Source organism: Chelonobacter oris, from assembly GCF_000772535.1.
In the GTDB taxonomy this organism is placed as follows: domain Bacteria; phylum Pseudomonadota; class Gammaproteobacteria; order Enterobacterales; family Pasteurellaceae; genus Chelonobacter; species Chelonobacter oris.
Genome location: NZ_JSUM01000003.1, coordinates 156427 through 182632, shown reverse-complemented (window position 1 = coordinate 182632; position 26206 = coordinate 156427). Strand labels below are relative to the sequence as shown.

The following is a 26206-nucleotide window of genomic DNA, read 5'->3' as shown; positions in this document are numbered from 1 at the left end:
TTAATCCTCCAACGCTGAATTCGGGGCAAAGAAGTGACGGACTTTATATATAAATGCACTGTTCCAACTGTTTAACATTATCGCAATCAGTAAAAAGGCGAGATGTACCAACGGAATAAACAACGCAGCGTCCAGTTTGCCGCCGGTGCCGGCGGATTTGAGTGAACTCAACAACAGGAAATAGATCAGATACAGCAGCAATGCCGGCAGCATTTTGGCAAAGCGTCCCTGACGCGGATTGACTTTGCTCAGCGGTACCGCCAGCAGCGCCATCAACGGCACCGCCAATACCAACGATATGCGCCACCACAATTCCGCTCTCGCCTCAGCCGAATCGTCCGCCAATAATTGACCGACGTTGAGCCGCTCGATTTTATCACTTGCAGAATCTACCGAGGTAAAGGCCAAATAAGCTTGATAATCGTTAAAATGGGTAATTTTGAAATCCGGCAAAATTGCACTGCCTTCATACCGTTCGCTGTTATCCAGCTTTAAAATCTGATCACCGTTTGGCAACGCATCCAGATGACCTTTTTCAGCCACCAGAACCGACGGTTTGATATTGCCGCGTTCACGCATTTGGAACAGATAGATATTTTCAAGCGTATTTTCGTCCACCCGATCGATAAACAGGACAAAATTGCCGTCGCTATTGCTGATAAACTGCCCCGCACTCAATGCCGACAAGGTCGGATTGGCTTTTGCCTGCTCCAATAACTTGACTTGTTTTTCAACCGCCCACGGCGACAGCCAAAAGGCATTATATGCCGCCAATGCGGCGGTTAACAGCGACAGCAGCAACGCCACCCGCATTAAAATCCGTTGTCCGACACCACAGGCGCGCATCACCGTAATTTCGCTGTCGGCATACAGCCTGCCGAGCGTCATTAAAATCGCAATAAACAGACACAACGGCAACATCAATTGCGCCATCGTCGGCATCCCCAATCCGAGTAACGAAAAAACCAAATCAGACGGCACATTGCCGTTCACGGCGGAACCGAGTACACGCACCAATTGTTGGGCAAAGAAAATCAACAGCAGGATAAACAGAATGGCGATCTGGCTTTTGAAAATTTCTTTGGTTAAATATTTAAGTAAGATCACTGTCGGCCCTTTTGGATTGTTTGATAAAACGGATTACGGTTAAGACAACGAAAAACGGCAACTATGCGCCAAACCGAGACTTTTTTATCAATTCAATTTCATTCGTTGCGATAAATCGTATAATGATACCCTTATTTTTATCATCACAACAATAAAAATTATCAGGAGAACCGTATGCAATTCACCTTTACTCACAACGCACCGGAAAAACAAGTCGGCGATTGTCTGATCGTCGCCGTCTATGAAAACAGACAACTCGGTACCATTGCCCGACAATTGAACGATGCCGCCAACGATTATATCCGCCAGCTGCTCGGCAATGGTGATTTGGAAGGCAAAACCGGACAAACGTTAATGCTGCACAATGTGCCGAATATCACTGCAAAACGGATTTTACTGGTCGGCTGCGGTAAGCCGGAAGCGTTAAACGAACGTCGATATCAAACCCTGATCAGCAAAGCCTTTGCCGCTGTCGGCGGCAGCAACAGTCAAAGTGCGGTCTGCTTTTTAACCGAACTCGACGTTGCCCAACGCGGAACTTATTGGAAAGTGCGGTTTGCACTGGAAACGTTACAACGGGATCGCTATCAATTCGAGCAATTCAAAACTAAAAAATCCGACACCCGTCATACGTTGGAACAGCTTGCTTTTTATGCCGAACAATCCGATGAAAGTAAAGTCTGCCAAGCTATTCAGCACGCAAGCGCGGTTGCCGCCGGTGTCAAAGCCGCAAAAGATGTAGCGAATTGCCCGCCGAATGTGTGTAATCCGGCATATTTGGCGGAATTGGCAACAGCACTGGCAACGGAATCCGATCTTATCCATACCACCATTATTGACGAAGCGGATATGGCGCAATTAAACATGAATGCCTATTTAGCGGTTTCGCGCGGTTCGCAAAATCCGGCATTTATGTCGCTGATCAACTATAAAAACCACCCCGATCCGACTGCCAAACCGATTGTACTGGTCGGCAAAGGCTTAACCTTTGATGCCGGCGGTATTTCACTGAAACCGGCAGCGGAAATGGATGAAATGAAATACGATATGGGCGGTGCCGCCGCAGTTTACGGCGTGATGAAAGCGGTTGCCGAATTAAAATTACCGTTGAATATCGTTGCGGTGTTGGCCGGCTGCGAAAATCTGCCGGACGGCAACGCCTACCGACCGGGCGATATTTTAACCACCATGAACGGGTTAACGGTTGAAGTATTGAATACCGATGCCGAAGGGCGGCTGGTGTTGTGCGATGCATTAACGTATGTTGAACGTTTTGAACCGGAGGTAGTGATTGATGTGGCGACACTGACCGGGGCTTGTGTGGTTGCGTTGGGGCAACACAATAGTGGTTTGGTTTCTCCTGATGACGAACTTGCGCAACAGCTGGAAAAAGCCGCTGAACAAGCGCAAGATAAGGCATGGCGCTTACCGCTAAGTGAAGAATATCAGGAACAACTGAAATCAAACTTCGCTGATCTTGCCAATATCGGAGGGCGTTGGGGCGGTGCAATTACCGCAGCCGCATTTTTATCCAATTTCACTCAAAAATATGCTTGGGCGCATTTGGATATTGCCGGCACAGCTTGGAAAAGCGGTGCTGAAAAAGGCGCTACCGGCCGGCCGGTTTCATTGTTAGTGCAATATTTGTTGAATAAGGCAACCGTTTAATTTGCTTTAAAACGGCTTATATAAACCAAAGTGCGGTATTGATATAACCGCACTTTTTGTTTTATAGCCCGAATTGTAGCCGATAGCGGTATTGTCGCTGCGTCAATTGATACGCCGTATGTACGCTCGGCGTCCAAGAATCGTCTCCGCCCACGCCCATATGGAAACCGTCAAGACGCAGGTAAACACAGGGGTCGGCAACCAAATCGCAAGTATGGCGCGCCGCCGCCAGATTTTGCTGACTAAAACGGCTGACGGCAAAATGGAAATGCCCCGTCACCTTCAAACCGGCAAAATTCAACTCCCGAACATCACAACGCAGCCCGTTTTCACTCGGAAAAATATAGTTGGTATGCATGTCAAACTGGCTTAAATCATACTGCCCGATATGTGCCGATTCTTTGCGATCAGGGTAATTTTCATGCGGCCCGCGCCCGAACCATTTCACTCGGCTGTCACTATTGACTAATGCCAATTCAACGCCTACTCGCGGCAAAGACGGCAAACCGTCTGCAACATCAATTTGAATATCCAAATTCAGTTTGTCTTGTGTAATGCGGAAGATCCACTGGCTTTTTAATAATAAATTTTCTTGATAGTAATAACCGTGGATCGCACGAATTTGCAGGCAATCACTTAGCGTTTCCAAGCGAAAATCTAAGCATTTCTCCTCTAACGTCCACAATCCCGATGTTTTCCAACGGCTGATCCACGCATTCGGCTCGACATAGTGCGCTTCGCTAGTACCGATATCATTATCCAATGGCGCACGATAAAAATTATTGCGTAACGGTTGCGCCAATTGTTCCTGATCTTGTTTTTTCCAACTCTGCAGCAGTCCGCTTTGTTTATCAAATGTTAAGGTAAAACCCTCACCTTGCAACCAATACTGATCCGCACTTTCAGTGATCAACGGCAATGCCAGTTGTTGTTCTTGTACCAAGTGCGGTTCACTTAATGCAATAACATCAGGCAATACAAATTGCTCTTTGGCTAAACTGAAACCGTTGTCCGCCCATGACTGCGTTTGATTTAAAATTACTTCTACATCAATCAGATACAAGGTTTCCGGCAATAAATGAATATCCAGCGGAATCAAGATTGTCTGACTGCCCTGCGGCGGCAAATTTAATCCGCTATAATTAAAACGAATAGGAAAGCCGTTAGCACTAAGTTTCCAGTGCAAAAAACAGTCTTTGATTGTTTTAAACAGGTATTCGCTGGTTACGGTTAGCGCATAACCTTGCGTCACTTTTTCTAAGCTAAATTGGAAAAATTGCTGTGCTTTTTTCACTTCATGCATTGCCGGATGCAAAGTGCGGTCAGGAAATAACAAACCGTTAATACAGAACTGGCGATCATTAATTTTATCGTCAAAATCGCCGCCATATGCCCAGTAAGGATTGCCGTCTTCATCATATTTCGTCAGCCCCTGATCGACCCAATCCCAGATAAAACCGCCCTGCAAACGGGGGTATTGCCGAAATGCCTGCCAATATTGGCTAAAATTGCCCAAACTGTTGCCCATGGCATGAGCATATTCACACAAAATTAACGGCCGCTGTTCACCGGGCATCGAAATCGCTTTTTTGATCGCCCATTTGTTGACAGCCGCCGCAGGGAAATATTGATCCTGCTCGACCCGTGAATACATCGGGCAGAGAATGTCGGTTGCCGCCGTATCGGCGCCACCACCTTCATATTGCACCGGACGGCTCGGATCACGCTGTTTCAACCACTGATACATCGCATGATGATTATTGCCGATGCCCGATTCATTGCCGAGCGACCAGATAATGATACTGGCGTGATTTTTGTCCCGCTCTACCATGCGGACAACCCGTTCCAGATACGCATTCAACCAATCGGGATCATCTGAAAGCGTGCGCATCGGCGATTGACCGTGCGTTTCCAGATTGGTTTCGTCCACCACATACAAACCGTACTGATCGCACAGTTCGTACCACAGCGGGTGATTCGGGTAATGCGCACAACGCACGGCGTTAAAATTATGCTGTTTGAGCAGGATAATATCTTGCAACATGTCTTCGCGCGTCAGCGCCTGACCGCGTTCAGGGTGGTGTTCATGTCGGTTTACGCCGCGAATCAGTAAGGGCTTACCGTTCAGCAACAATTGCCCCTGCTTGATTTCCACCTTGCGGAAACCGACATCATAAGCCTCGCAATCCAGCAAATTGTTTTGTTGATCAAGCAAGCTGACCACACAGCGGTACAAGTGCGGTATTTCCGCCGACCACGGTTGAATTTGTGCAACATAAAGCTGTTGGCGGACACGATCGCGATAGCGCCCTTTTTCATCGATTGCCGCTTGCCGGCTGACGGTGTCGGTTGTCTCCAGCAAACAGGTTTCACCGTCAAACAGCTGTAACCGCACTTTTGCCGTATCATCATCTCGGTTTAATCGGGTTTGTACCGTTAAACAGCCATTTTGGTAGATCGGATCCAAATCGGCACACAGATCGACATCGGCAATATGCAAGTGCGGTTTGCCGAGCAAGGTAACATCACGGAAAATACCGCTCAGCCACCACATATCCTGATCTTCCAAATAAGATCCGTCGCTCCAGCGCAATACCATCACAGCCAGCTGGTTTTCCCCCGACCGCACCCATTGACTGAGATCAAATTCCGCCGCCACCCGACTATCTTGCGCATAGCCGACCCAACGCCCGTTACACCACAGATGAAAGGCACTGCCGACACCGTCAAAATTGATCCGCACTTGCCGCTCTTGCCACCCTTCAGGCAGCACAAAAGCAGTGCGGTAACAAGCGGTCGGGTTTAGTTCAGGAACATAAGGCGGATTATTCGGAAACGGATATTGAATATTGGTGTAAATCGGCTTATCAAAACCTTGCAATTGCCAATTTGACGGCACGCCGACCGTTGCCCAATCTTCCCCCTTAAAGTGCGGTTGTATAAAGGCTTCCGGCACCGCCTCGGGCTTCTCAAACAGCTGAAATTGCCAGTCGCCGTTTAACGGGCGACGAAAAGGTGATTCGGATTTGGCGACCGCACTTTGCACATCGGCGTAAGCATTTAACGGCGAATGGGCAGACATTCTGGATAACGAGGAGGTTACCCGCTGATTTTCCCACTCCCTTGCATTTATAATCTCATTAAATTGACGCATACCACGTTCTCTTATTCAAAAATCAAAATTCAAAGGCAACGAATGATTCGTTGCCTTTTAAATAAACCGAGTTAAATCAAGCGTCTTTGGCTTTCAACAAACCGGAAGCACCTTTGGAATAGTCTTTCGGCGGTGCTTTTTCTTCTATGCCTTCATCGTCGACCAACACCTCAAGTGCGGTTTCCGTTTGCGACCGCTCCAACAATGCGCCGGCGTCAAACATGCCTTTGGCGGTATCCTCCGGCAGTAAGTCCGCCGAACTTTTTGCCAAATGTTTATACAAGCGCTGATAATCTTGTGCCAACGATTTCAGCAAATCCGCACTTTCTGCGAAATGCTCCTCGATTTTGACCTTTTGCTGTTCGACTTCGGTTTTCACCTGTTTTAATTCCGACTCGGTTTTTAACTGCTTGCGCACATTACCGTTGGTCATTTTGATTACGATATAAGCCAAGATAAAACCGATAACAGCCCCGATAATCCCTACAGCCCACACATTCTGTAACAGCTCGGTATTCATTCATTTCTCCTTAACGTAAAATACAATCCCAGATAACCATTTAAAATTATAAACATTTTTTTCAAAAAACTAACTGCTAAATGTCATTTTTTGCAACTTTGCTCACAAATTTATTGCCGATCGGTTACGCATTTCTCACTCTTTTTCTAAATTGGTTGGGCGTGCATTGATTCAGCATAAAAAACTGTTTAGAAAAATAACTCAAATGGTTGAAACCGCAGCGTAAGGCGATCTCGGTGATGCTCAACGACGTATTCGACAACAGGGCTTGACTGACTTCAATCCGATAGGCGTTTAAAAATAACATCGGACTCTGCCCGGCATATTTTTTAAACAATTTACAGCAGCGACTACGGCAGATATACGCTGATTCGGCAATGTTTTCCAGCCTTATCGGGTGCATGTAGTTCTGATGAATGAACATTGTCATTTTTTTCTGTAATATTACCTCTTCCGGCTCGGTCAGATTGTCTTCCAAATCCTCCTTCACCAAATCAAACCACTGATTCCATAAATAATATGCCGCCGCCACACATAACATATCGGTTTCAATATTTAAATTTTTTGCCGTTAAATAAAGCTCGCCTAATTTTTCAATTTGCTGCAAAATTTCGGCCTGACAAGATTGCTGCGATGATAAATAATTGGCCTCCAGTGCTTTATTATGAATAATCGGCGCTACAAACTTTTGATATAACCTTGTTTCAATCCCAAAAATAACAGGATTAATTAAGACGCAAATAAAATCGCAATCTTGTCCTGACGACGAAAAACCATAATGCATGGCTTTTGCATTGACGATTATTCCATCTCCTTTTTTTAAAATAAATGTTTTGCCGTTAACATAATAGCACATTTCACCCTTAAGTATTTTCACTAGCTCTATATCATCATGCCAATGGCACAACGCGCGCATCTCATTAAAATCCGATAATTTATTGCATTGAATTCCAATCCGTACATAGGGAAGATAAGATTGAATAATTTCAGCAGAGTCACTCATCAATTTCAACGTAATTTTCATGATTAGCCCCTAAAAATACGATTATGATAAAAAATAGCGAAGATTGTGTTAGAAATGACCAAATCACACCTGATACTATCATATTGATTTATTTTTTAACAATAATGGAATAGTCAACATGAACGTTAAATATCAAGATGAAACCGATTGCGAATGCCTGCCGATTGCTGAAATCGGAATATTTGGCGCAAGGATAACAAAATTCAGACTGACGTTTAAATCCCCGCTATCCGACAGTTTTACATTCGGAAAAGAAAGTATAACCCTCTATTTAACCAGTGAAAATACTGATCATAACCGGATTCGGATTCCAATTGCATTTTGTGAAAGACGCTCTTCATCGCAATTTATCCTGTTTATTGCGCAAAACATTGATAATGTGAGCACAAAACTTTTGAAGTTTGATAAAGAAAACCTCTGCCAAATACAATGTAAACCGCACTTTTCATTGAAATTCAATACACCTATTAGAAACATTGAACATAAGGTGATGAGAAATTGTCACTTCCTAGCGGTCAAATGCCTTGAAACAGACAAATTCGCCGATAATATATTTAAAGATATCCGTTATTGTTTATATTCACCTGAAAAACAAGGTAAAAACCCATTAATCCTCTTTCTACACGGTGCGGGAGAAGGCGGTTTAAGCCAAAACCATCTTTTAGCTGATCGAAGTGTGGCAACATTTGTTGATCCCGATATTCAACATTATTTTGATTACCCATATATTTTAGCACCTCAATGCCCGGATTTTTGGTTAGACACGTTTACGTTAGCCGGAAAAACATATTACGGTAGTCGGGATTACACCGAAACAATTTTCCAGTTAGTGCGAAAAATTATTCGGGAAAATAAATGGATAGACGTAAATCGAGTGTATGTTATCGGTGCATCAATGGGGGGATATCAAGCCTTACGATTATTATCATACGCACCGGATATCTTTGCGGCCGGCATTATTGCCTGTCCCGCAAAAATCCCTTCCGATAATCAATTGGAACCACTCAAAAAAATCCCACTATGGTTATTACACAGTCGACATGATCAAATTGTGCCGGTTCAGCACACCGATTATATCGTGAAATATTTAAAAGATAGCCGCCGTATACAAGTCACTTATTATGCCGACATCCATATTCAAGCTATAACGCTTGATCCGCATTGTGTCTTTTTAGCACTTTATGAAAATAGCCCCGACTTCGAAGGAATATCCCTTTTTCATTGGCTAACCCAACAAAGGAGAACGTTATGAACGAAAGAACAAACAGTTTAAGTGCGGTTATTTATATTTCAATTATCGCAGCATTAGGCGGCTTTCTGTTTGGTTTTGACACCGCTGTCATCAGTGGTACGGTCGACTCTATCCGCAGCGAAGAATTTGGTTTCGGATTGACATCAAACGAACTCGGCTTTGCCGTTGCTTCCGTTCTCATCGGATCCGCCATAGGCGCATGGTATGCCGGACTTGCGGCAATGCGCTTCGGTCGGGTTAAAGTCATGTTGGTGGCCGCTATGATGTTTTCTGTTTCGTCAATCGGCTCGGCACTCGCCATTGGATTGTGGGATTTCTCTTTCTGGCGTTTAATCGGCGGAGTCGGTGTGGGTATCGCCGCCGTCATTGCACCGGCCTATATTGCTGAAATTTCCCCGACGCATTTACGCGGGCGTTTAGGCAGTTTGCAACAACTGGCAATTGCGATCGGTTTGCTGGTTTCTTTCATTTCCAACTACCTTATGGCCAACCTGGCAGGGTCACCAAACTCCCCGTTATGGGGCGGATTATCGGCATGGCGGTGGATGTTGCTGGTGGAGATTTTCCCCGCCGCACTTTATGGCCTGACGGCATTAAAACTTCCCGAATCGCCACGTTATCTCGTCAGTAAAAATAAACTTGAAGAAGCAAAGCAGGTTTTAATCAAATACAGCGGAGAACAGGCACCCGATGCGAAAATTCTCAGTATCCGACACAGCTTGGGCAATTTAGATGAAATGATTTCGATTAAAAATGTATTATCATCCAAAACGCTCTTTATTCCGGTTGTTTGGATTGGAGTTTGCTTCGCTTTCGTCGCCCAATTTACCGGCATTAATATTATTCTGTATTATGCTTCGTCACTTTGGAGCGCCGTCGGTTTTTCACAATCATTATCCTTTGCCGTTCCCATCGGCACAACACTTATCGGCGTATTGATGACCATCATCGGCATGTTGTATATCGACAAAATCGGACGGCGTAAACTCCTGCTCATCGGTTCAATCGGCATGGGCGTTTCTCTTTGGATCACCGGTTTTATCTTTATGAGCGCAAATCAAGGCGAAAACGGCTTAGAACTCGCCCCGCTGTTATCTTGGGGCGCACTTATCAGCGCACATATTTTTTATATCTTCTTCTGCTGCACTTGGGGGCCGGCAATATGGGTTGTGCTGGGTGAAATCTTTCCGAATCGAATTCGCACCACCGGATTGGGAATCGCAATTTGCGCAAACTGGATCGGCAACGTGATCGTAACATGGACTTTTCCGCCGATGTTACAATTCTTCGGGCTTGCCCCGACCTATCTTTTCTACGGTGTTTGCTGCATAGGTTCGTATTTTATGGTCAAGCGCTTAATTCCGGAAACCGGCAATCGGGAACTGGAGGAGGTCAATATTCACACAAAATCATAATTCAAAAATAATCCGCCTTTTAGCTTAAATTACCGGCTAAAAGGTTTTCTTTTAAAATCATTTCACGTATAATCTTGCGACCCTGTATTTTACTTTGGTTTTCCCGCCAAGTAAGTTTATTGAGTTCTCACTCGAAGGGGTGCAGCAAGTCAATTATAGGTGTGCTTGAATTTGTCAGGCACAGGGTTTAAAAATTTTTATATTGGTAATCATTTAATGAAAACTTTTGTAGCAAAACCGGAAACTGTAAAACGTGACTGGTATGTAGTTGATGCGACCGGCAAAACATTAGGTCGTCTGGCTACTGAAATCGCAAGTCGCTTACGTGGCAAACACAAAGCCGAGTATACTCCGCACGTAGATACCGGTGATTACATCATCGTGATTAACGCAGAAAAAGTTGCCGTAACCGGTAACAAACAAAGCGATAAAATCTACTACTGGCACACAGGCCACATCGGTGGAATCAAGCAAGCGACTTTTAAAGAGATGATCGAACGTCGTCCTGAAAGCGTGATTGAGATTGCGGTTAAAGGCATGTTACCTAAAGGTCCTTTGGGTCGTGCAATGTATCGCAAATTGAAAGTGTATGCCGGTGCTGAACACAGCCACACTGCGCAACAACCACAAGTATTAGACATTTAATCACGGGATCAAGATTATGGCAGAGAATCAAAACTACGGCACAGGCCGCCGCAAAAGCTCTTCAGCCCGTGTATTTATCAAACCGGGTACTGGTAAAATCACTATCAATCAACGTGAAATCGACGTTTATTTCGGTCGCGAAACATCTCGCATGATCGTACGTCAACCGTTGGAATTGGTTGAATTAACCGAAAAACTGGATCTGTACATCACTGTTAAAGGTGGCGGTATCTCCGGTCAAGCAGGTGCGATCCGTCACGGTATCACACGCGCATTGATGGAATACGATGAAACTTTACGCCCTGCATTGCGTGCAGCCGGCTTCGTCACTCGTGACGCCCGTCGTGTTGAACGTAAAAAAGTGGGTCTACGCAAAGCACGCCGTCGTCCGCAATTCAGCAAGCGTTAATTTTCAAATTTTACCAAACAGTATTTATATTGCTGGATATACAAGCCGATTGGAAAACAATCGGCTTTTTTGTATCTGTTTCCAATTCTTACGCAAGAAAAAAGTGCGGTTAACACGCTTAACCGCACTTCAATGTTCACGTTAACATATTATTACGCCAACGCTTTCAACTGAGCAATTGACGGTGCGTAATAATAACTTCCACTGACCGCTTTCGTGAAACCGAGTAAACGGTCGGTTTTGCCGTCAACCTCACCGAACATACTGCGCAATTGTTGCTCAATATTGTGTAAACGAGCACAGTAACAGATAAAATACAGTCCGTGCGCTCCGCTGACTTTGCCGTACGGCAAACTTTGACGCACCATTTTCAGACCAACACCGTCTTCTTTCAAATCCACCCGCCCGACATGAGACGTATCCGGCACATCGTCCAATTCAACGCTGTCGACTTTGGTTCTGCCGATAACACTTTCCTGTTTCGCTACGCTGAGTTTTTGCCATTTATCCAATTGATGCTCATAACATTGCGTGAAAACATAACTTCCGCCTTGGTCTTCCCCGTCGGCAATCAACGCAATCTGCGAACGATCTTCCACGCCTTGCGGATTTTCCGTACCATCGATAAAACCGGTCAAATCACGCTCTTCCACCCAACGGAAACCTTGCGTTTCATCTTCAACACGGATTGCCGCACCAAATAGCTGCATTGCCGCCTGCCCCGCTGAAAAACAAACGTCCTGCCGTAACGACTGGATATGAATCAGCATATCTCTTTGCGTTGCCGGCGCAGTTAAATTGCCTTTCCCTAGTGTGGTGAACGGTTTGAGTTCAACCGCACTTTGAGAAGACCCAAACTGCCGCCAAATGCGGTCGCCAAATGCAATCGTGGCGCCCAATGCCGCATCGGGATAGGTTTGCCGTAATGTTTTTAATGCTTCAAGAAATGGAACGCAAGCCTGCTTAACGGCAGCCGGATCCACAATTGCAGCCTCCAGAAAAATAGCGGCGCGGCAATGCTCCAATAAAATTCCACTCTGCGCAGAGGCAGAAAGTGCTGACATAAATTACTCCTGTTTTCATTATTATTAATACTACGTTGCAACGCTGCTCACAGCACTGTAATCAGCGCATTCGATTCCGTTTGTTTTTCCGATAATCGTCCGATGTTAAACCATTCCACCCCGTTTTTTTCCGCCAAGGCTTTCACGTCGGCTACGGCTTCCGGCTTGACGGCAATCAACAAGCCGCCGGAGGTTTGCGGATCACACAGTACGGCTTTCTGCATTTCATTCATCGGGCTGATCAAATGCCCGTAACTGTCAAAATTCCGCTTATTTCCGCCCGGAATGCAGCCCTTTTCAATGTAATACTCAACACCGTCAAGCAACCGCACTTGGTTAAATTCGATCTCGGCCTGCACGCCTGAGCCTTGGCAGATTTCCGCTAAATGCCCCAATAAGCCGAATCCGGTAACATCGGTCATCGCCGTAATGCCGTCAATGTCGGCGAACTGTGTACCGATGTTGTTTAATTGGCACATCACTTCCGCCGCCAGATTTTTATGTTCCGTCTTCAGCTTGTTTTTCTTCTCGGCGGTGGTCAAGATGCCGATACCGAGCGGTTTGGTCAGATAGAGTTCACAACCGGCTTCGGCCGCATTGTTTTTCTTCAGTTTTTTGGTATTAATGACACCGGTTACCGCTAAACCGAAGATCGGTTCGGGAGCATCAATCGAATGCCCGCCCGCCAGTGAAATCCCTGCCGCCTGACAAGCGGCACGCCCCCCCTCCACAATCCGTTGCGCCACTTCCGGCGGCAATTTGCTGATCGGGAAACCTAAAATCGCAATCGCCATAATCGGTTTGCCGCCCATGGCATAAATATCGCTGATGGCATTGGTGGCGGCAATTTTTCCGAATGTAAACGCATCATCGACAATCGGCATAAAAAAATCGGTCGTGCTGATAATGCCGACACCGTGACCAATGTCATATACCGCAGCATCGTCCCGGCTTTCATTGCCGACCAACAGATGCGGATCAAGAAACTTTTCCATTTCGGTATGCAGAATTTTATCCAATACCTTCGGCGAAATTTTGCAGCCGCAGCCGGCACCGTGGCTGTATTGGGTCAAACGAATCACATCGCTGACCACATGATGAAAACGCTCAACGGTAGAATCGGTTTTATCGCTCATGCTGTCCTCCTTTTTTATCCGACATTCATTGTACTCTATTTTGTCCCGACGGAGAAAAAGCGCTTATATAAAAAAGCGGTTTTCCCGCTTATTTTAACCCGGCCGGAATGCCGAAGTGCGGTTGCGTTTAAAATTGATCTTTTGCCTGACGCAACGTGATAAATTCCTGTAATGTCGCGGCCTGTAGAAACGGATTGATTTGTCGCTCCAATCCTAAGGTTGTCGGCAGACTCGGTTTGCCTGCTTGACGGCCTGCCGTCACTTTTTCGAGTTGGTGCGAGACCGCATTTTTTTCTTTGGTTACCGTTAAGGCAAAACGCAGATTACTTAGCGTATATTCATGGCCGGCACAGACTAACGTCTCGTCAGGCAATGACTTCAGGCGTTGCAAACCGTCAAACATGGCTTGGTAATCCGCAGTAAAAACCCGTCCGCAACCGGCGGAAAAAAGCGAATCCCCGCAAAAAAGACAGTTATCGACCACAAAACTGATGTGGTGTGCCGTATGCCCGGCGGTCGTTATCACCTGAATTCGATAGCTGCCGCTTTGAAAAATCGCTTTATTTTCCACATTCAGCGCCAAATTCGCCGTCTCCTGCGAACCGTAAACCGGTAAATCGGGATACCGCACTTTCAGTGCCGCCACACCGCCGATGTGATCCTGATGTCCGTGCGTCAATAAAATCGCCTGCGGCTCCAGCCGATTGTCGGTTAAATAATCAATCACGCCGTCCGCCTCAGCCGGATCGACAATCAAAACCTTATTGCTCGAATCGGCATACAGCCAAATATAGTTGTCATTTAACGCCGGTAATGGTATTAACATAATATTCTCCGTTTAACAGACGAGGTAAGCGATTAATGAAATGGCGCGCAAAATACCCCTATGCGTTGCAATTGCCGACATCTTGGCACCAACTAAAGCAGGGTGAATACTATTGTAAAACACTCGACCGCTATTTTGAACCTTGGTTTGCCAAAGTCTATGGACAGCATATTCTGAAAATCGGCGGACTCAGTGCTGAACTGGCACGGCACAGCCCCAATCAGCATATGATCCTGCTGTATCCCGATTTTCCAAGTGCGGTCGAACAGTCTGACAGCAATAGCGAAAACCGCACTTTACTGCAAGCCTCGATCACGCATTTGCCGTTTTGTGAAAAAACCCTTGATGCCTGCCTGCTTGCCAATACGCTGAATTTTGCGCAAGATCCGCACCAGTTACTGCGTGAAGTCACACGCGTGTTAAATGACGACGGCTACCTGTTTATTTCACTGTTTAATCCGTGCAGCTCACTGCTGTGGAAGCGTAATTTAAGCAAAAATCCTCACGGCAAATCCTATGCACAAATGCGTAAGTATCTGACTTGGCGAGTCATCGATTGGCTCGAGCTGCTGAATTTCGAGGTGATGGAACAGCAGAATCTGCTCAAATCAAGTAAAATACCGCACTTTTGCGGCTTCGGCGGGCAATTGGCTGTGATTGTCGCACGCAAACGCACAATTCCGTTATCGCTCAAGCCGCAAAAAGTACGCTTCAAAAGCCCGCTATTCACCCCGGCAAACGTCTTAAACCGTACCGAAGCACCGCTTGACGATTAATCGGGTCGATAGCCGTTATCATCTTGGCTCGGTGCTTCGGCGCCTTGTCTTGCCAGTTGATCCACCCGCTCGTTTTCCACATGGCCGGCATGACCTTTCACCCAACGCCACTCGATTTGATGGCGCTGAATCGCTTGATCAAGCCGCTGCCATAAATCCTGATTTTTGACCGCTTTTTTATTGCTGGTCAGCCAATTATTGCGCTTCCAGTTATGAATCCATTGATTAATCCCGTTTTTCATATACTGGCTGTCGCTATACAACGTAACCGCACAATTTTCCGTCAGGCTCTCCAGCGCCGTAATCACCGCCAACAGCTCCATACGGTTATTCGTGGTCAAACGATAGCCTTGCGATATTTCCTTTTCATGCCGTTTATAACGCAGCAGTGCGCCGACTCCCCCCGGCCCCGGATTGCCCAAACACGAGCCGTCGGTATATATTTCAAGCTGTTTCAACATCTGTGCTACACTCTTTATTCAAATTGGTGCGATAATAACGCAATTTTTATCAATTCCCAACTCTCAATATTTCAGGAAAATCATGTCAACAATCATTAATCCGCAACGCCAGATTGTATTGGATACCGAAACGACCGGTATGAACCAATTCGGCGCCCACTACGAAGGCCACTGCATTATTGAAATCGGTGCAGTGGAAATGATTAACCGCCGCCTCACCGGCAGAACATTCCATGTGTACATTAAACCGGATCGGCCGGTCGATCCCGATGCGATTAAAGTACACGGGATCACCGATGAAATGCTGGCGGACAAACCGCCTTTCGAAGCCATTACCGCCGAGTTTCTCGATTTTATCCGCGATGCCGAACTGATTATCCACAACGCCCCCTTCGACGTGGGATTTATGGATTACGAATTCGGCAAGCTGGCGAGCACGAAAGCCATCAAAACCGCGAACATCTGTTTGATTACCGACAGTTTGGTCATGGCGCGTAAAATGTACCCGGGCAAGCGCAACAACTTGGACGCTTTATGTGATCGTTTAAATATCGATAACAGCAAGCGAACGTTGCACGGCGCGTTGCTGGATGCCGAGATTCTGGCGGATGTTTACTTGCAAATGACCGGCGGGCAAGTCAGCCTGTTTGATGAAGATCAGCACAATGATGATGCCCAAACCGAGGCAAATCAGCGAGACGCCGCGAAAAGCGCCGCCCTGCAACCGCAGTTGACATCATTGCGCACCATTGCACCGACCGATCAAGAGTTGGAGGCACATTTAGAATATCTCAAACTTATCAACAAAAAAAGTAAAGACAACTGTATTTGGCAAAAGCGTACCGAAAACGGACAGCACTAGCTGTACAAGTGCGGTTTTCAGCCGATTCGCTTATGGATTAAGCAATCAAAAAGCATTTTATAAAAAAGGGTTGACTGCAATGCAATAGCCCTTTATTATGCGCTCACCTAACGCGGAGTGGTAGTTCAGCTGGTTAGAATACCTGCCTGTCACGCAGGGGGTCGCGGGTTCGAGTCCCGTCCATTCCGCCACTAGATTCAGACGCATAGTCAAAACTGTGCGTTTTTTGTTGCCTCAATATTTCACTTATTCAAGTGCGGAGTGGTAGTTCAGCTGGTTAGAATACCTGCCTGTCACGCAGGGGGTCGCGGGTTCGAGTCCCGTCCATTCCGCCAATTTATCCCCTAAATCGATGACAATTCCCCCATTCATCCGGTATATCAGGCGCTTGTCGCCGTAAATGACGACTCAGCCGATTTTAGCTTATGTTATTGCCGTCTGCGGATCGCCAGCCGATATGGAAATGCCCTTCCATACAAATGTTTCGGCAAAGCGTATACGGATCCGCTATAATGGGGGCGTTTTGCAAAATTTATACCGACATACCGGTATACAAACAGATTAATACTATATTATCGAGGTTTTCATGACTCCAGTTGTTGCCCTTGTCGGTCGTCCGAATGTCGGCAAATCCACCCTTTTCAACCGTTTGACCCGCACCCGTGATGCCTTGGTTGCCGATTTTCCGGGATTGACCCGCGATCGGAAATACGGCCATGCCCACATTGCCGGCCATGATTTTATTGTGATTGATACCGGCGGTATCGACGGAACCGAAGAAGGCGTAGAAGAAAAAATGGCGGCGCAATCACTGCTGGCAATCGAAGAAGCCGATGTGGTGCTGTTTATGGTCGATGCCCGTGCCGGACTGGTACCCGCCGATATCGGCATAGCCCAATATTTGCGCCAGCGTGACAAACCGACGGTAATTGTCGCCAACAAAACCGACGGCATTGATGCCGATTCGCATTGTGCCGAATTTTATCAGCTGGGACTGGGTGAAATTTCACAAATTGCCGCCTCACAAGGCCGTGGCGTCAATAATCTGATCGAAGAAGTGCTGGCACCTTTTGCGGAACAGTTGCAGCAGGAAGAAAGTGCGGTTGAGGAAACCGACAGCGATGATGACGAATGGGAACATGATTTCGATTTCAATAACGAAGAAGATACCGCTCTTTTGGATAAGGCATTATCCGATGAACAGCAGACTGACGAAGCACAAAAAAATATCAAAATCGCCATTGTCGGGCGGCCGAACGTCGGCAAATCAACACTGACCAACCGTATTTTGGGAGAAGATCGCGTGGTGGTCTATGATTTGCCCGGCACTACCCGCGACAGCATTTATATTCCGATGGAACGGGACGGGCAGCAATATACCCTTATCGATACCGCCGGGGTGCGTAAACGCGGAAAAGTCACACTGGCGATTGAAAAATTCTCGGTGATTAAAACCCTGCAAGCGATCCAAGACGCCAACGTGGTGCTGCTAACCATTGACGCACGCGAAGGCATTTCCGATCAAGATCTTTCCCTACTCGGCTTTATTCTGAATGCCGGTCGTTCTCTGGTCATTGTGATCAATAAATGGGACGGATTGAACCAAGATACCAAAGATCAAATCAAATCCGAACTGGATCGCCGTCTGGATTTCATTGATTTTGCCCGTATTCATTTTATTTCCGCCCTGCATGGCAGCGGCGTGGGTAAACTGTTTGATTCCATCAGCGAAGCCTACGAATGTGCGACCAAACGATTCTCAACCTCGCTGCTGACCCGTATTCTGCAAATGGCGACCGACGAACATCAGCCGCCGTTGGCTTCCGGCAGACGAATTAAGTTGAAATATGCGCACCCGGGCGGACACAACCCACCGATTATCGTCATTCACGGCAACCAATTGGATAAACTGGCCGATTCTTATAAACGTTACTTATCCAATTATTACCGCCGCAGCTTAAAAATCATCGGCACGCCGATACGGATTCAATTTCAGGAAGGCAATAACCCGTTCGCCGGCCGTCGCAATACGCTGACTCCAAACCAACTGCGTAAACGCAAACGTTTGATGAAGTTTATCAAAAAAGCCAAAAAATAAATCTTGACCTGTCGCCGAACCGTTGTTCGGCGATTTTTTTACCTTAATATACGTTATCGCTAGAATTTGGCTGAAAGAATCTCTATGATAAAAGCAAGTTTGAAAATTAAGGAAAAATCATGCAACACGGATTTTTAGATTCGATTCTTTTTTCAGTCGGCGTCACCCTGCCCAATATTCTGATGTTGTTACTCGGTATTTATCTGAAAAAAATCCGTATGATTAACGATCATTTCAGTAATCAAGGCTCAAAACTGGTTTTTAATGTTACCCTGCCCGCCCTACTTTTTTTAAGCATTATTAAAAACCCGACCGATTACGGTTCACAATTGACGATTATCGGTATCGGGGTACTCGGAACACTGATCCTCTACTTGTTAGCCGAATGGTTTGCCGCCCGTTATGTTGTTGAAAAAAAGGAGCGAGGCACGTTTGTTCAGGGGGTTTTTCGAGCCAATACCGGCATTATCGGGCTTTCCTTGTGCGCCAATGCATACGGCTCCGCCGGGCTAGCTATCGCTTCCGTTTATACCGCACTGATTACCCTGCTGTTCAATATCCTTGGCGTCATCACATTGAGCCGCTCACTTGCCGACGGCGGCAAAGCGAATTTGAGCCATATCTTCAAACATGTGATTAAAAATCCGCTGATTATCGCCATTATTGCCGCATTATTATTCAGCAATCTCGGCTTCACCCTACACGACGCCTTGTTCAGCACCGTCGACTATCTGGCGGGCATGACACTGCCGCTGGCATTATTGTGTGCCGGTGCCAGTCTGGATTTAAGAAATATGGACGGATCGTCAAAAGTGGCAATCTGGTCGAGTATCGGGCGGGTTTTGATTGCCCCGCTGACCATGGTGTTAATCGCGCGTGCATTCGGTCTGCAAGGCATTGATTTAGGCGTAATCTTCCTGATGTCGGCGACACCGGCCGCCGCCGCCAGTTATGCCATGGTAAAAAGTATGGGCGGCAACGGCAAAACCGCCGCCAATATTATCGGCATCACCACGTTTTCAGCAATGTTCGGCTCCGCCATCGGTATCGTTATTTTACGACAACTGAACTGGATGTAATCAGGAAGCGCCGACCGCACTTCCTGCTGATAACGGCTAATTTTGTTGCGGGTATTCCGCAATAGTGACCGGAACGTTCAGTAACTGCCCCAAGCGTTCCACTTGCACCTCAACCAGTGTGCCGGGACGGGTATCGGAAATAATTTGCAGCAGCTCTGTCGGCGAATTTACCGCCTGTCCGTTGAAACGCACAATCAGATCGCCCTCTTTGATGCCAGCGCGCGCCGCCGGACCATTGGAAGCGACTGCGGTCACTAAAACCCCGCGTTGCTCTATTCCCAACTGTTCCTCGTTGTTATAAAAAATCTGGCTTTCCACCCCGAAAAATCCGCGAATCACTCGCCCATCCTGAATGATTTTTTTCAAGATATCGTTGGCAATGTCGATCGGAATGGCAAAACTCAAGCCCTCTGCAATTTCGGCGCTGTCTTTGCCGAGACTCAGGGTGTTGATTCCGACCAGCTCGCCGGCAGTATTGATCAGCGCACCGCCCGAATTTCCACGGTTAATCGAGGCATCGGTCTGAATGAAATTTTGTCGCCCGATTTCCCCTAAAGCGCTGCGACCGGTGGCACTGATAATGCCTTGGCTGACACTTTGTCCCAAATTGTAAGGATTGCCGATTGCCAATGCGACATCTCCGACATAAACCCGACGATTTTTATTTTGCGGAATCGTCGGCAAATTTTCAGCCTGAATCTTCAATACCGCCAAATCGGTCAAACTGTCTGAGCCGATCAATGCGGCTTGGTAAATCTGCCCGCTTTGCAACGCTACCACGATTTGATCCGCATTGTTAATCACATGACGATTGGTCAGAATATAACCGTCAGCCCGCATAATGACCCCGGAACCGAGATTATTAACCCGCAATTGATCGCTGTCGGCAGGATTACCGTCCGTCTGCAATGACTGATTGTATACGTTCACCACCGCCGGCGCAGCAATGCGCACCGCACTTGCATAAGAAACAATCTGCAATGTATCCGTTTTGGCAAACCAACTGCTTTTTCCCTGCCAAAGCGGCATCATTGCCAATACAACCGCCGCCGCACACAAACCGATTACAACCGATTGCACCAATCTTTTTAACATGCCGCCTCCGAATTATGCCGTGCTTTAGGGTGGTAAATCATTTTAAAATCTTCACCGATTTTTTCAGCGCTGATTAACGTCCACTGCGGCGCATCCGCCAAAGCATGTAAATCCGGCATATGACATAATCCTCTCGCCTGATCACCGAGCAGTTTCGGGGCAATATAGACGATCAACTCATCGACCAAACCCGCACTAATCAAGGAACCGGCAAGATTCGCACCGGCCTCAATCCATAACGTATTGATTTGCCGCTTACCCAGTTCGTCCATTAATGCCGCCAACTGGCTCTGCTGCGAAGTCAGATAAATCGCTTCAACAAAATCCGGGAACGGCGACATATCGCGCGGCTTTTTCTCACCGCCGACCAGCCAGACCGCACTTTGCACTCCGAATAATTTGTGATAAGGGCGAATGCGGTGGTTAGAATCCATAAGCACTCGCACCGGCTGGCGCAGAGTCTGTTCGGCATAATGTTGCCGTACTTCCGGCGGCAGCTGCTGCCAACGGACATTCAATAACGGATCATCCACCAATACCGTGCCGCTGGCGGACAAAATCGCACTCGCTTGCGCCCGCAAGCTCTGCACATCGGCACGTGCCGCTTCGCCGGTGATCCATTTGCTTTCGCCGGAGGCGGTAGCCGTTTTACCGTCAATCGTCATCGCCATTTTCAGCCGGACAAACGGACGGCCTGTCCGCATTCGCTTCAAGAAACCTTGATTCAGCGCTTCTGCCTCCTGTTCCATCAAGCCGACAACAACCTCAATACCGGCCTGCTGCAAGATGTCGATTCCCTTTCCTGACACCAGCGGATTCGGATCGCACATGGCAATCACGACTTTTTTTATCCCGTTTTCAATAATTTTCAGGGCGCAGGGCGGCGTTCTTCCGTAATGTGAGCAAGGCTCAAGCGTAACATACAAAGTCGCCCCGACCGCACTTTGTGTGCAAGCGGCAAATGCTCTGACTTCGGCGTGACCTTCACCGGCTTGTTGATGGTAGCCTTCGCCGATAACCTCGCCGTTTTTAACAATCACACAGCCCACCATCGGATTCGGCGTAGTTGTCCAGCGCCCCAATGCCGCCAAATTGAGAGCACGCTGCATAAACTGTTGATCTTGAATTGAAAAATTGCCCATATTTAATCCTTAATAACGGTTTCGTTGGTTAATTTCGCAATTTCATCATCGAATTGCTTAATATCGTCAAAACTCAGGTAAACCGATGCAAAACGGATATAAGCCACTTTATCCAGCTTTTTCAATTCATCCATCACCAGCGTTCCGACCAGTTTGCTCGGCACTTCACGCTCGCCGGTCGCTTGCAGTTGATGAATGATATGGTTGACGGATTTTTCAACATCATCCGCACTGACCGGACGTTTTTCCAAAGCCCGCATCATGCCGGCACGTAATTTTTTCTCGTCAAACGGCACACGGTTATCATTACTTTTGATAATTTTCGGCGTCACCAGCTCGGCGGTTTCAAAGGTCGTAAAACGTTCACGGCATTGCGAACATTCACGGCGGCGGCGCACTTGATAGCCGTCCGCCACCAAGCGCGAATCAATCACTTTAGTGTCTTCCGCAGAACAAAAAGGGCAATGCATAAGCTTCTCCTGCTACAATATTGTTATTCGTTATTTGCACGTTGAATCGCCGACAAAATCCGTTTATCCGAAATCGGGTATGCCGTGCCGAGCTGCTGCGCAAACAGGCTGACACGAAGTTCTTCAATCATATAACGGATTTCCAAAATTTCATCACTTATCGGCTGGGATTTCGGTAATTTTGCCAATAATTGCCGATAGGCTTCATTGACATGCTCCACCCGCAGCATATTGGCACGATCACGATTAACGTCTTGTGCCAGTTTATCCAGCCGCTTATCAATCGCCTGCAAATAACGCTGCAAATCGGGCAAACGGCGGTAGCCGCTGTGCTGTACAAAACCCGGATACACCAAATTTGCCGTTTGCGCTTTGATATCCGACAGGGCAAACGCCATGGTAAAATCCATTTTTCCCTTCAAGCGCTTATTCAGGGCAAAAATCAGGGTTAAAATCTGTTCGGTCTGCTTGGCAATCTCCACCGTCATGTCATTCAGGTGTTCCCGAACATAATCTCGCAAGCGCTGAAATGCCGCTTCTTCCCAAACCACGCCGCCGAAATCGTCGATCAGTTTATCCACCGCACAGGCGATACAATCGTCAATTAAATCCAACACCCGCCCGAACGGGGTGAAATACAAACCCAGTTTCGATTTATTCGGCAATTTTTCATGCAGATATTTAATCGGCGACGGCACATTCAGCAATAATAACCGCCGTAAGCCTTGCCGCATAGCCCGCCGTTGCTCAAATTCGGTTTCAAACAGCTTGATTCCGACCGAATCACGTTCATCAACCAAAGCAGGATAAGCTTTAACACTGTAACCCCGTTTTTTCTGCTGGTAAAAGTGCGGTAGCGTATCAAAATTCCAGATATGAATTCCGCTCTGTTCGATGCCGTCGTCCGCAACCGCCGACAAACTCTGCTGCACCTGATCTTTCAGCTCGAATTTTAACCGATCCAAATCAGTACTCTCTTTCAGCTTACGCCCGTTGTCGTCAATCACCCGAAATGTCATCTTCAAGTGCGGTTCAAGCTGTGCAAGGTTCCACAAGTCGGGATCGACCGCCACCCCCGTCATCCGCCGCAATTCATATTGCAGACTCTCCAAGAGCGGTTTTGCCAACGGTTCAGCCTTGCCGAGGAAGGCATCGGCATAATTCGGTGCCGGCACAAAATTACGCCGCACGGCTTTCGGTAACGATTTAATCAATGAAATAATCAGCTCGCGCCGCAACCCCGGAATTTGCCAATCGAAACCTTGCGGTTCGATTTGGTTCAGTAATGCCAGCGGAATATGTGCCGTCACGCCGTCCGCCTCGCTGCCCGGCTCAAACTGATAGCTGAGTTTCAACTTGAGGTTACCTTGCTGCCAAAAGTTCGGGAAATCCAGCCGACTGACTTTTTGCGCCTCGTCATTGGTCAAAAACGACTTTTCAAAATTCAGCAGATCGGGATTTTGCTGTTGCGCCGTTTTCCACCAAGTGTCGAAATGGCGCTGTGATACCACCTCTTGCCCGACACGTTGATCGTAAAATTCGTACAGTTGGCGTTCGTCCACCAAAATATCACGGCGGCGGCTTTTATGTTCCAGCTCTTCAATTTCCCGAATCAGTTTCAGATTTTGATGGAAAAACTTGTGCTTCGTATTCCAGTTTCCCTCCACCAATGCGGCTTGAATAAAGATTTCCCGACTCTCTTGCGGTGCGATATTACCGTAATTAATCGGACGTGCCGCAACAATCGGAATGCCGTACAGCACCACTTTTTCACTGGCGATTACCGCACCTTTGGATTTTTCCCAGTGTGGTTCGGCATAGCTGGATTTGGTTAAATGGGTTGCCAACGGTTCGATCCATTCCGGCTCGATCTTCGCCAGCATTCGCCCCCATAGCTTCGACGTTTCCACTAATTCGGCGGCGATCACCCACTTCGGATTTTTCTTGAACAGCACAGAATTCGGGAACACCGAAAAATGTGTATTGCGTGCGCCCAAATATTGCTGTTTTTCCGCCTCTTTCAAGCCGATATGCGACAACAAGCCGGTCAGCAGCGCACGATGAATCGAGACATAATCGGCAGGCTGCGAATTGATATGCAACCCCATTTCACGCACGCTCAAACGTAATTGATGGTAAATATCCTGCCACTCACGAATCCGCAAATAGTTCAAACAGTCGGTTTTGCATAAACGGCGGAATTGATTATTGCTCAACGCTTTTTGCTGTTGCTGTACATAGTTCCACAAATTGATAAACGCCAGAAAATCCGACTGTTCATCGGCAAAGCGGCGATGTTTTTCATCCGCCGCCTGCTGTTTTTCCTGCGGACGTTCGCGCGGATCCTGAATCGACAACGCCGCCACAATAATCATCACTTCACGCAAACAACCGAATTTTGCCGCACTCAGCACCATTTTCGCCAAGCGGGGATCAACCGGTAAAGCCGCCAGCTGACGCCCTTCGGCGGTAAGTTTGCGCTGTTCGCCTTTTTTATTTTTGATCAGGGTAAACGCCTGTAACTCTTGCAGTAATTTAAGTCCGTCCTGAATATAGCGGCGATCCGGCGCATCGACAAACGGAAACGATTCAATCTCGTCCAGCCCAAGTGCGGTCATTTGCAAAATAACCGATGCCAAATTGGTACGTAGAATTTCCGGATCGGTGAATTCGGGACGTGCATTGAAATCCTCCTCCGAGTACAATCGAATGCAAATCCCTTCGGAAACCCGTCCGCACCGTCCTTTACGCTGATTGGCGGACGCCTGCGAAATCGCTTCGATCGGTAAACGCTGCACTTTGGTTCGATAGCTGTAACGGGAAATCCGTGCCGTGCCCGGGTCGATCACATATTTAATCCCCGGCACGGTAAGCGAGGTTTCCGCCACATTGGTCGCCAACACGATTCGATTCAAGCCGCTCGGCTGAAAAATTCGGTTCTGCTCTTGTGCCGAGAGGCGCGCGTATAACGGTAGAATTTCGGTATGACGCAACGGCTGTTTTTGCAGTGCATCGGCCGTATCACGGATTTCCCGTTCACCACTGAGAAAAATCAGAATATCGCCGCGCCCTTCCGCTTGCAGCTCGTCCACCGCCTTGAGAATGCCCTGAATCTGATCTTGATCCGCCTCTTCCGCCGGCGGCCGATACCGCACTTCCACCGGATAAGTTCGCCCCGAGACTTCGATAATCGGTGCATTGTCGAAGTGTTTGGAAAAACGTTCTACGTCAATGGTTGCCGAGGTGATAATCAGCTTCAGATCCGGCCGTTTCGGCAATAGCTGTTTTAGATAGCCGAGAATAAAATCATTATTCAGACTGCGTTCGTGAGCTTCGTCAATGATCAATGTATCATATTGATTCAAATAGCGATCGGTCTGAATTTCCGCCAGTAAAATCCCATCGGTCATCAATTTGATTCGGCTGTTGTCGCCGACGTGATCGCTAAACCGCACTTTATAACCGACCAGATCGCCCAATTCGGTTTTCAGCTCTTCGGCAATCCGTGCCGCCACCGAGCGCGCGGCAATCCGCCGCGGCTGAGTATGGCCGATCATGCCTTTTGTGCCGAGCCCCAGTTCCAGACACATTTTCGGCAGCTGAGTGGTTTTGCCCGAGCCGGTTTCACCGGCAATCACCACCACCTGATGTGCAGCAATGGTTTTCAGAATTTCAGCTTTGCGCCGGCTGACCGGCAGATTTTCAGCAAAATCGATCGAAAGTGCGGTCCGACGCGTTACCAGCCGTTGTTTAGCGGCGGCAATCGCCTGTTCAATCTCCGTGGCTACCGCACTTTGCGCCTGTTCATTGTTGAGATTGGCAATGCCGTAAATTCGCGCTGCCAAACGCCGTTTATCAATGAACATGACATCGTCCAACTGTGCCAATAACGCTTTTTGAGCATCGTTTAGAGGTTGCTGTCGCCGCTTAATGCGCGATTTACTATTTTTGTTTTTTTGCATTTTTATATCTGAATTGATTAACAGGTCAACCGGATTCGCTC

At 47.4% G+C, this 26206-nt stretch carries 20 protein-coding genes, 2 tRNA genes and 2 pseudogenes; 12 read left to right on the top strand and 12 right to left on the bottom strand.

Annotated features, from left to right (window positions below; genetic code table 11):
* Complete coding sequence (gene lptF, locus OA57_RS02255) at positions 1-1107, bottom strand: LPS export ABC transporter permease LptF (protein ID WP_034612879.1); 1107 nt, start codon at positions 1105-1107, stop codon at positions 1-3.
* A 174-nt stretch (positions 1108-1281) separates the two neighbouring features.
* On the opposite strand from lptF, the gene OA57_RS02250 reads away from it, so the two are divergent.
* On the top strand, positions 1282-2775 hold the full coding sequence (locus tag OA57_RS02250) for a leucyl aminopeptidase (protein WP_034612877.1): 1494 nt from the start codon (positions 1282-1284) through the stop codon (positions 2773-2775).
* 61 nt (positions 2776-2836) lie between these two features.
* Here the strand turns inward: OA57_RS02250 and OA57_RS02245 are convergent, their stop codons facing one another.
* The 3 genes from OA57_RS02245 to OA57_RS02235 form a co-directional block, all read right to left on the bottom strand.
* The gene (locus OA57_RS02245; RefSeq protein WP_034612874.1) at positions 2837-5929 is read right to left on the bottom strand and encodes a beta-galactosidase; all 3093 of its coding nucleotides are present in this window, start codon (positions 5927-5929) and stop codon (positions 2837-2839) included.
* Between the two features lie 76 nt (positions 5930-6005).
* Positions 6006-6449: a YhcB family protein gene (locus OA57_RS02240; RefSeq protein WP_034612871.1), complete on the bottom strand. Its 444-nt coding sequence runs from the start codon at positions 6447-6449 to the stop codon at positions 6006-6008.
* Positions 6450-6573: 124 nt separating this feature from the next.
* On the bottom strand, positions 6574-7473 hold the full coding sequence (locus OA57_RS02235; RefSeq protein WP_034612868.1) for an AraC family transcriptional regulator: 900 nt from the start codon (positions 7471-7473) through the stop codon (positions 6574-6576).
* A gap of 118 nt (positions 7474-7591) precedes the next feature.
* On the opposite strand from OA57_RS02235, the gene OA57_RS02230 reads away from it, so the two are divergent.
* From OA57_RS02230 to rpsI, 4 genes are all read left to right on the top strand, one after another.
* Positions 7592-8725: a carboxylesterase family protein gene (locus OA57_RS02230; protein ID WP_052122336.1), complete on the top strand. Its 1134-nt coding sequence runs from the start codon at positions 7592-7594 to the stop codon at positions 8723-8725.
* Positions 8722-10140, top strand: coding sequence for a sugar porter family MFS transporter (locus OA57_RS02225; protein WP_034612865.1), 1419 nt, complete (start codon positions 8722-8724; stop codon positions 10138-10140). Before OA57_RS02230 ends, OA57_RS02225 begins: the two co-directional genes overlap by 4 nt.
* A gap of 216 nt (positions 10141-10356) precedes the next feature.
* Positions 10357-10785, top strand: a complete 429-nt coding sequence (rplM, locus tag OA57_RS02220) for a 50S ribosomal protein L13 (protein ID WP_034612862.1) — start codon at positions 10357-10359, stop codon at positions 10783-10785.
* A gap of 16 nt (positions 10786-10801) precedes the next feature.
* Entirely contained in the window at positions 10802-11194 is a 393-nt protein-coding gene (gene rpsI, locus OA57_RS02215; protein ID WP_034612860.1) for a 30S ribosomal protein S9, read from the top strand.
* A gap of 152 nt (positions 11195-11346) precedes the next feature.
* Here rpsI and OA57_RS02210 read toward each other — a convergent pair whose 3' ends face one another.
* The 3 genes from OA57_RS02210 to gloB all read right to left on the bottom strand — a co-directional run bounded on the left by OA57_RS02210 (position 11347) and on the right by gloB (position 14220).
* Entirely contained in the window at positions 11347-12258 is a 912-nt protein-coding gene (locus OA57_RS02210; protein WP_034612858.1) for a Dyp-type peroxidase, read from the bottom strand.
* Between the two features lie 47 nt (positions 12259-12305).
* Complete coding sequence (gene selD, locus OA57_RS02205) at positions 12306-13394, bottom strand: selenide, water dikinase SelD (RefSeq protein ID WP_052122335.1); 1089 nt, start codon at positions 13392-13394, stop codon at positions 12306-12308.
* A 127-nt stretch (positions 13395-13521) separates the two neighbouring features.
* Positions 13522-14220 (bottom strand): hydroxyacylglutathione hydrolase, encoded by a 699-nt coding sequence (gene gloB / locus OA57_RS02200; protein WP_034612855.1) that lies wholly within the window; start codon positions 14218-14220, stop codon positions 13522-13524.
* A 35-nt stretch (positions 14221-14255) separates the two neighbouring features.
* Between gloB and OA57_RS02195 the strand changes: the two genes are divergently transcribed.
* Positions 14256-14996, top strand: a complete 741-nt coding sequence (locus OA57_RS02195) for a class I SAM-dependent methyltransferase (protein WP_034612852.1) — start codon at positions 14256-14258, stop codon at positions 14994-14996.
* On the opposite strand, the gene rnhA is transcribed toward OA57_RS02195, so the two are convergent.
* Complete coding sequence (gene rnhA, locus OA57_RS02190; protein WP_034612849.1) at positions 14993-15457, bottom strand: ribonuclease HI; 465 nt, start codon at positions 15455-15457, stop codon at positions 14993-14995. The genes OA57_RS02195 and rnhA overlap by 4 nt on opposite strands.
* Positions 15458-15539: 82 nt before the next feature.
* Between rnhA and dnaQ the strand changes: the two are divergent.
* From dnaQ to OA57_RS02165, 6 genes and pseudogenes are all read left to right on the top strand, one after another.
* Positions 15540-16235: pseudogene (gene dnaQ, locus OA57_RS02185) on the top strand (DNA polymerase III subunit epsilon); the annotation flags it as partial.
* Positions 16212-16319 (top strand): annotated as a pseudogene (locus OA57_RS12935) (DNA polymerase III subunit epsilon); the annotation flags it as partial. The pseudogenes dnaQ and OA57_RS12935, both read left to right, overlap by 24 nt.
* 114 nt (positions 16320-16433) lie before the next feature.
* Positions 16434-16510 (top strand) — tRNA-Asp (locus OA57_RS02180).
* A gap of 67 nt (positions 16511-16577) precedes the next feature.
* Positions 16578-16654 (top strand) — tRNA-Asp (locus OA57_RS02175).
* Between the two features lie 251 nt (positions 16655-16905).
* A complete protein-coding gene (der, locus tag OA57_RS02170) occupies positions 16906-18417 on the top strand; it encodes a ribosome biogenesis GTPase Der (RefSeq protein WP_034612844.1) in 1512 nt (503 codons plus the stop codon).
* A gap of 119 nt (positions 18418-18536) precedes the next feature.
* The gene (locus OA57_RS02165; RefSeq protein WP_034612842.1) at positions 18537-19496 is read left to right on the top strand and encodes an AEC family transporter; all 960 of its coding nucleotides are present in this window, start codon (positions 18537-18539) and stop codon (positions 19494-19496) included.
* Between the two features lie 36 nt (positions 19497-19532).
* Here the strand turns inward: OA57_RS02165 and degS are convergent, their stop codons facing one another.
* Genes degS through hrpA form a run of 4 tightly spaced genes read right to left on the bottom strand, consistent with a single transcriptional unit; the run spans position 19533 to position 26165 of the window.
* Positions 19533-20591: an outer membrane-stress sensor serine endopeptidase DegS gene (gene degS, locus OA57_RS02160; RefSeq protein WP_034612839.1), complete on the bottom strand. Its 1059-nt coding sequence runs from the start codon at positions 20589-20591 to the stop codon at positions 19533-19535.
* Positions 20585-21733, bottom strand: a complete 1149-nt coding sequence (ribD, locus tag OA57_RS02155; protein ID WP_034612836.1) for a bifunctional diaminohydroxyphosphoribosylaminopyrimidine deaminase/5-amino-6-(5-phosphoribosylamino)uracil reductase RibD — start codon at positions 21731-21733, stop codon at positions 20585-20587. Before ribD ends, degS begins: the two co-directional genes overlap by 7 nt.
* A 2-nt stretch (positions 21734-21735) precedes the next feature.
* Positions 21736-22203, bottom strand: coding sequence for a transcriptional regulator NrdR (gene nrdR, locus OA57_RS02150; protein WP_034612834.1), 468 nt, complete (start codon positions 22201-22203; stop codon positions 21736-21738).
* A 23-nt stretch (positions 22204-22226) separates the two neighbouring features.
* A complete protein-coding gene (gene hrpA, locus OA57_RS02145) occupies positions 22227-26165 on the bottom strand; it encodes an ATP-dependent RNA helicase HrpA (RefSeq protein WP_052122334.1) in 3939 nt (1312 codons plus the stop codon).
* Positions 26166-26206 lie beyond the last annotated feature (41 nt).

What these genes read in the sequence shown, in the direction of transcription:
- OA57_RS02250 (WP_034612877.1), top strand. Translation starts at nt 1,282, where the DNA reads ATGCAATTCACCTTTACTCACAACGCACCGGAAAAACAAGTCGGCGAT.
- OA57_RS02245 (WP_034612874.1), bottom strand. Translation starts at nt 5,929, where the DNA reads ATGCGTCAATTTAATGAGATTATAAATGCAAGGGAGTGGGAAAATCAG.
- OA57_RS02240 (WP_034612871.1), bottom strand. Translation starts at nt 6,449, where the DNA reads ATGAATACCGAGCTGTTACAGAATGTGTGGGCTGTAGGGATTATCGGG.
- OA57_RS02235 (WP_034612868.1), bottom strand. Translation starts at nt 7,473, where the DNA reads ATGAAAATTACGTTGAAATTGATGAGTGACTCTGCTGAAATTATTCAA.
- OA57_RS02230 (WP_052122336.1), top strand. Translation starts at nt 7,592, where the DNA reads ATGAACGTTAAATATCAAGATGAAACCGATTGCGAATGCCTGCCGATT.
- OA57_RS02225 (WP_034612865.1), top strand. Translation starts at nt 8,722, where the DNA reads ATGAACGAAAGAACAAACAGTTTAAGTGCGGTTATTTATATTTCAATT.
- rplM (WP_034612862.1), top strand. Translation starts at nt 10,357, where the DNA reads ATGAAAACTTTTGTAGCAAAACCGGAAACTGTAAAACGTGACTGGTAT.
- rpsI (WP_034612860.1), top strand. Translation starts at nt 10,802, where the DNA reads ATGGCAGAGAATCAAAACTACGGCACAGGCCGCCGCAAAAGCTCTTCA.
- OA57_RS02210 (WP_034612858.1), bottom strand. Translation starts at nt 12,258, where the DNA reads ATGTCAGCACTTTCTGCCTCTGCGCAGAGTGGAATTTTATTGGAGCAT.
- selD (WP_052122335.1), bottom strand. Translation starts at nt 13,394, where the DNA reads ATGAGCGATAAAACCGATTCTACCGTTGAGCGTTTTCATCATGTGGTC.
- gloB (WP_034612855.1), bottom strand. Translation starts at nt 14,220, where the DNA reads ATGTTAATACCATTACCGGCGTTAAATGACAACTATATTTGGCTGTAT.
- OA57_RS02195 (WP_034612852.1), top strand. Translation starts at nt 14,256, where the DNA reads ATGAAATGGCGCGCAAAATACCCCTATGCGTTGCAATTGCCGACATCT.
- rnhA (WP_034612849.1), bottom strand. Translation starts at nt 15,457, where the DNA reads ATGTTGAAACAGCTTGAAATATATACCGACGGCTCGTGTTTGGGCAAT.
- der (WP_034612844.1), top strand. Translation starts at nt 16,906, where the DNA reads ATGACTCCAGTTGTTGCCCTTGTCGGTCGTCCGAATGTCGGCAAATCC.
- OA57_RS02165 (WP_034612842.1), top strand. Translation starts at nt 18,537, where the DNA reads ATGCAACACGGATTTTTAGATTCGATTCTTTTTTCAGTCGGCGTCACC.
- degS (WP_034612839.1), bottom strand. Translation starts at nt 20,591, where the DNA reads ATGTTAAAAAGATTGGTGCAATCGGTTGTAATCGGTTTGTGTGCGGCG.
- ribD (WP_034612836.1), bottom strand. Translation starts at nt 21,733, where the DNA reads ATGGGCAATTTTTCAATTCAAGATCAACAGTTTATGCAGCGTGCTCTC.
- nrdR (WP_034612834.1), bottom strand. Translation starts at nt 22,203, where the DNA reads ATGCATTGCCCTTTTTGTTCTGCGGAAGACACTAAAGTGATTGATTCG.
- hrpA (WP_052122334.1), bottom strand. Translation starts at nt 26,165, where the DNA reads ATGCAAAAAAACAAAAATAGTAAATCGCGCATTAAGCGGCGACAGCAA.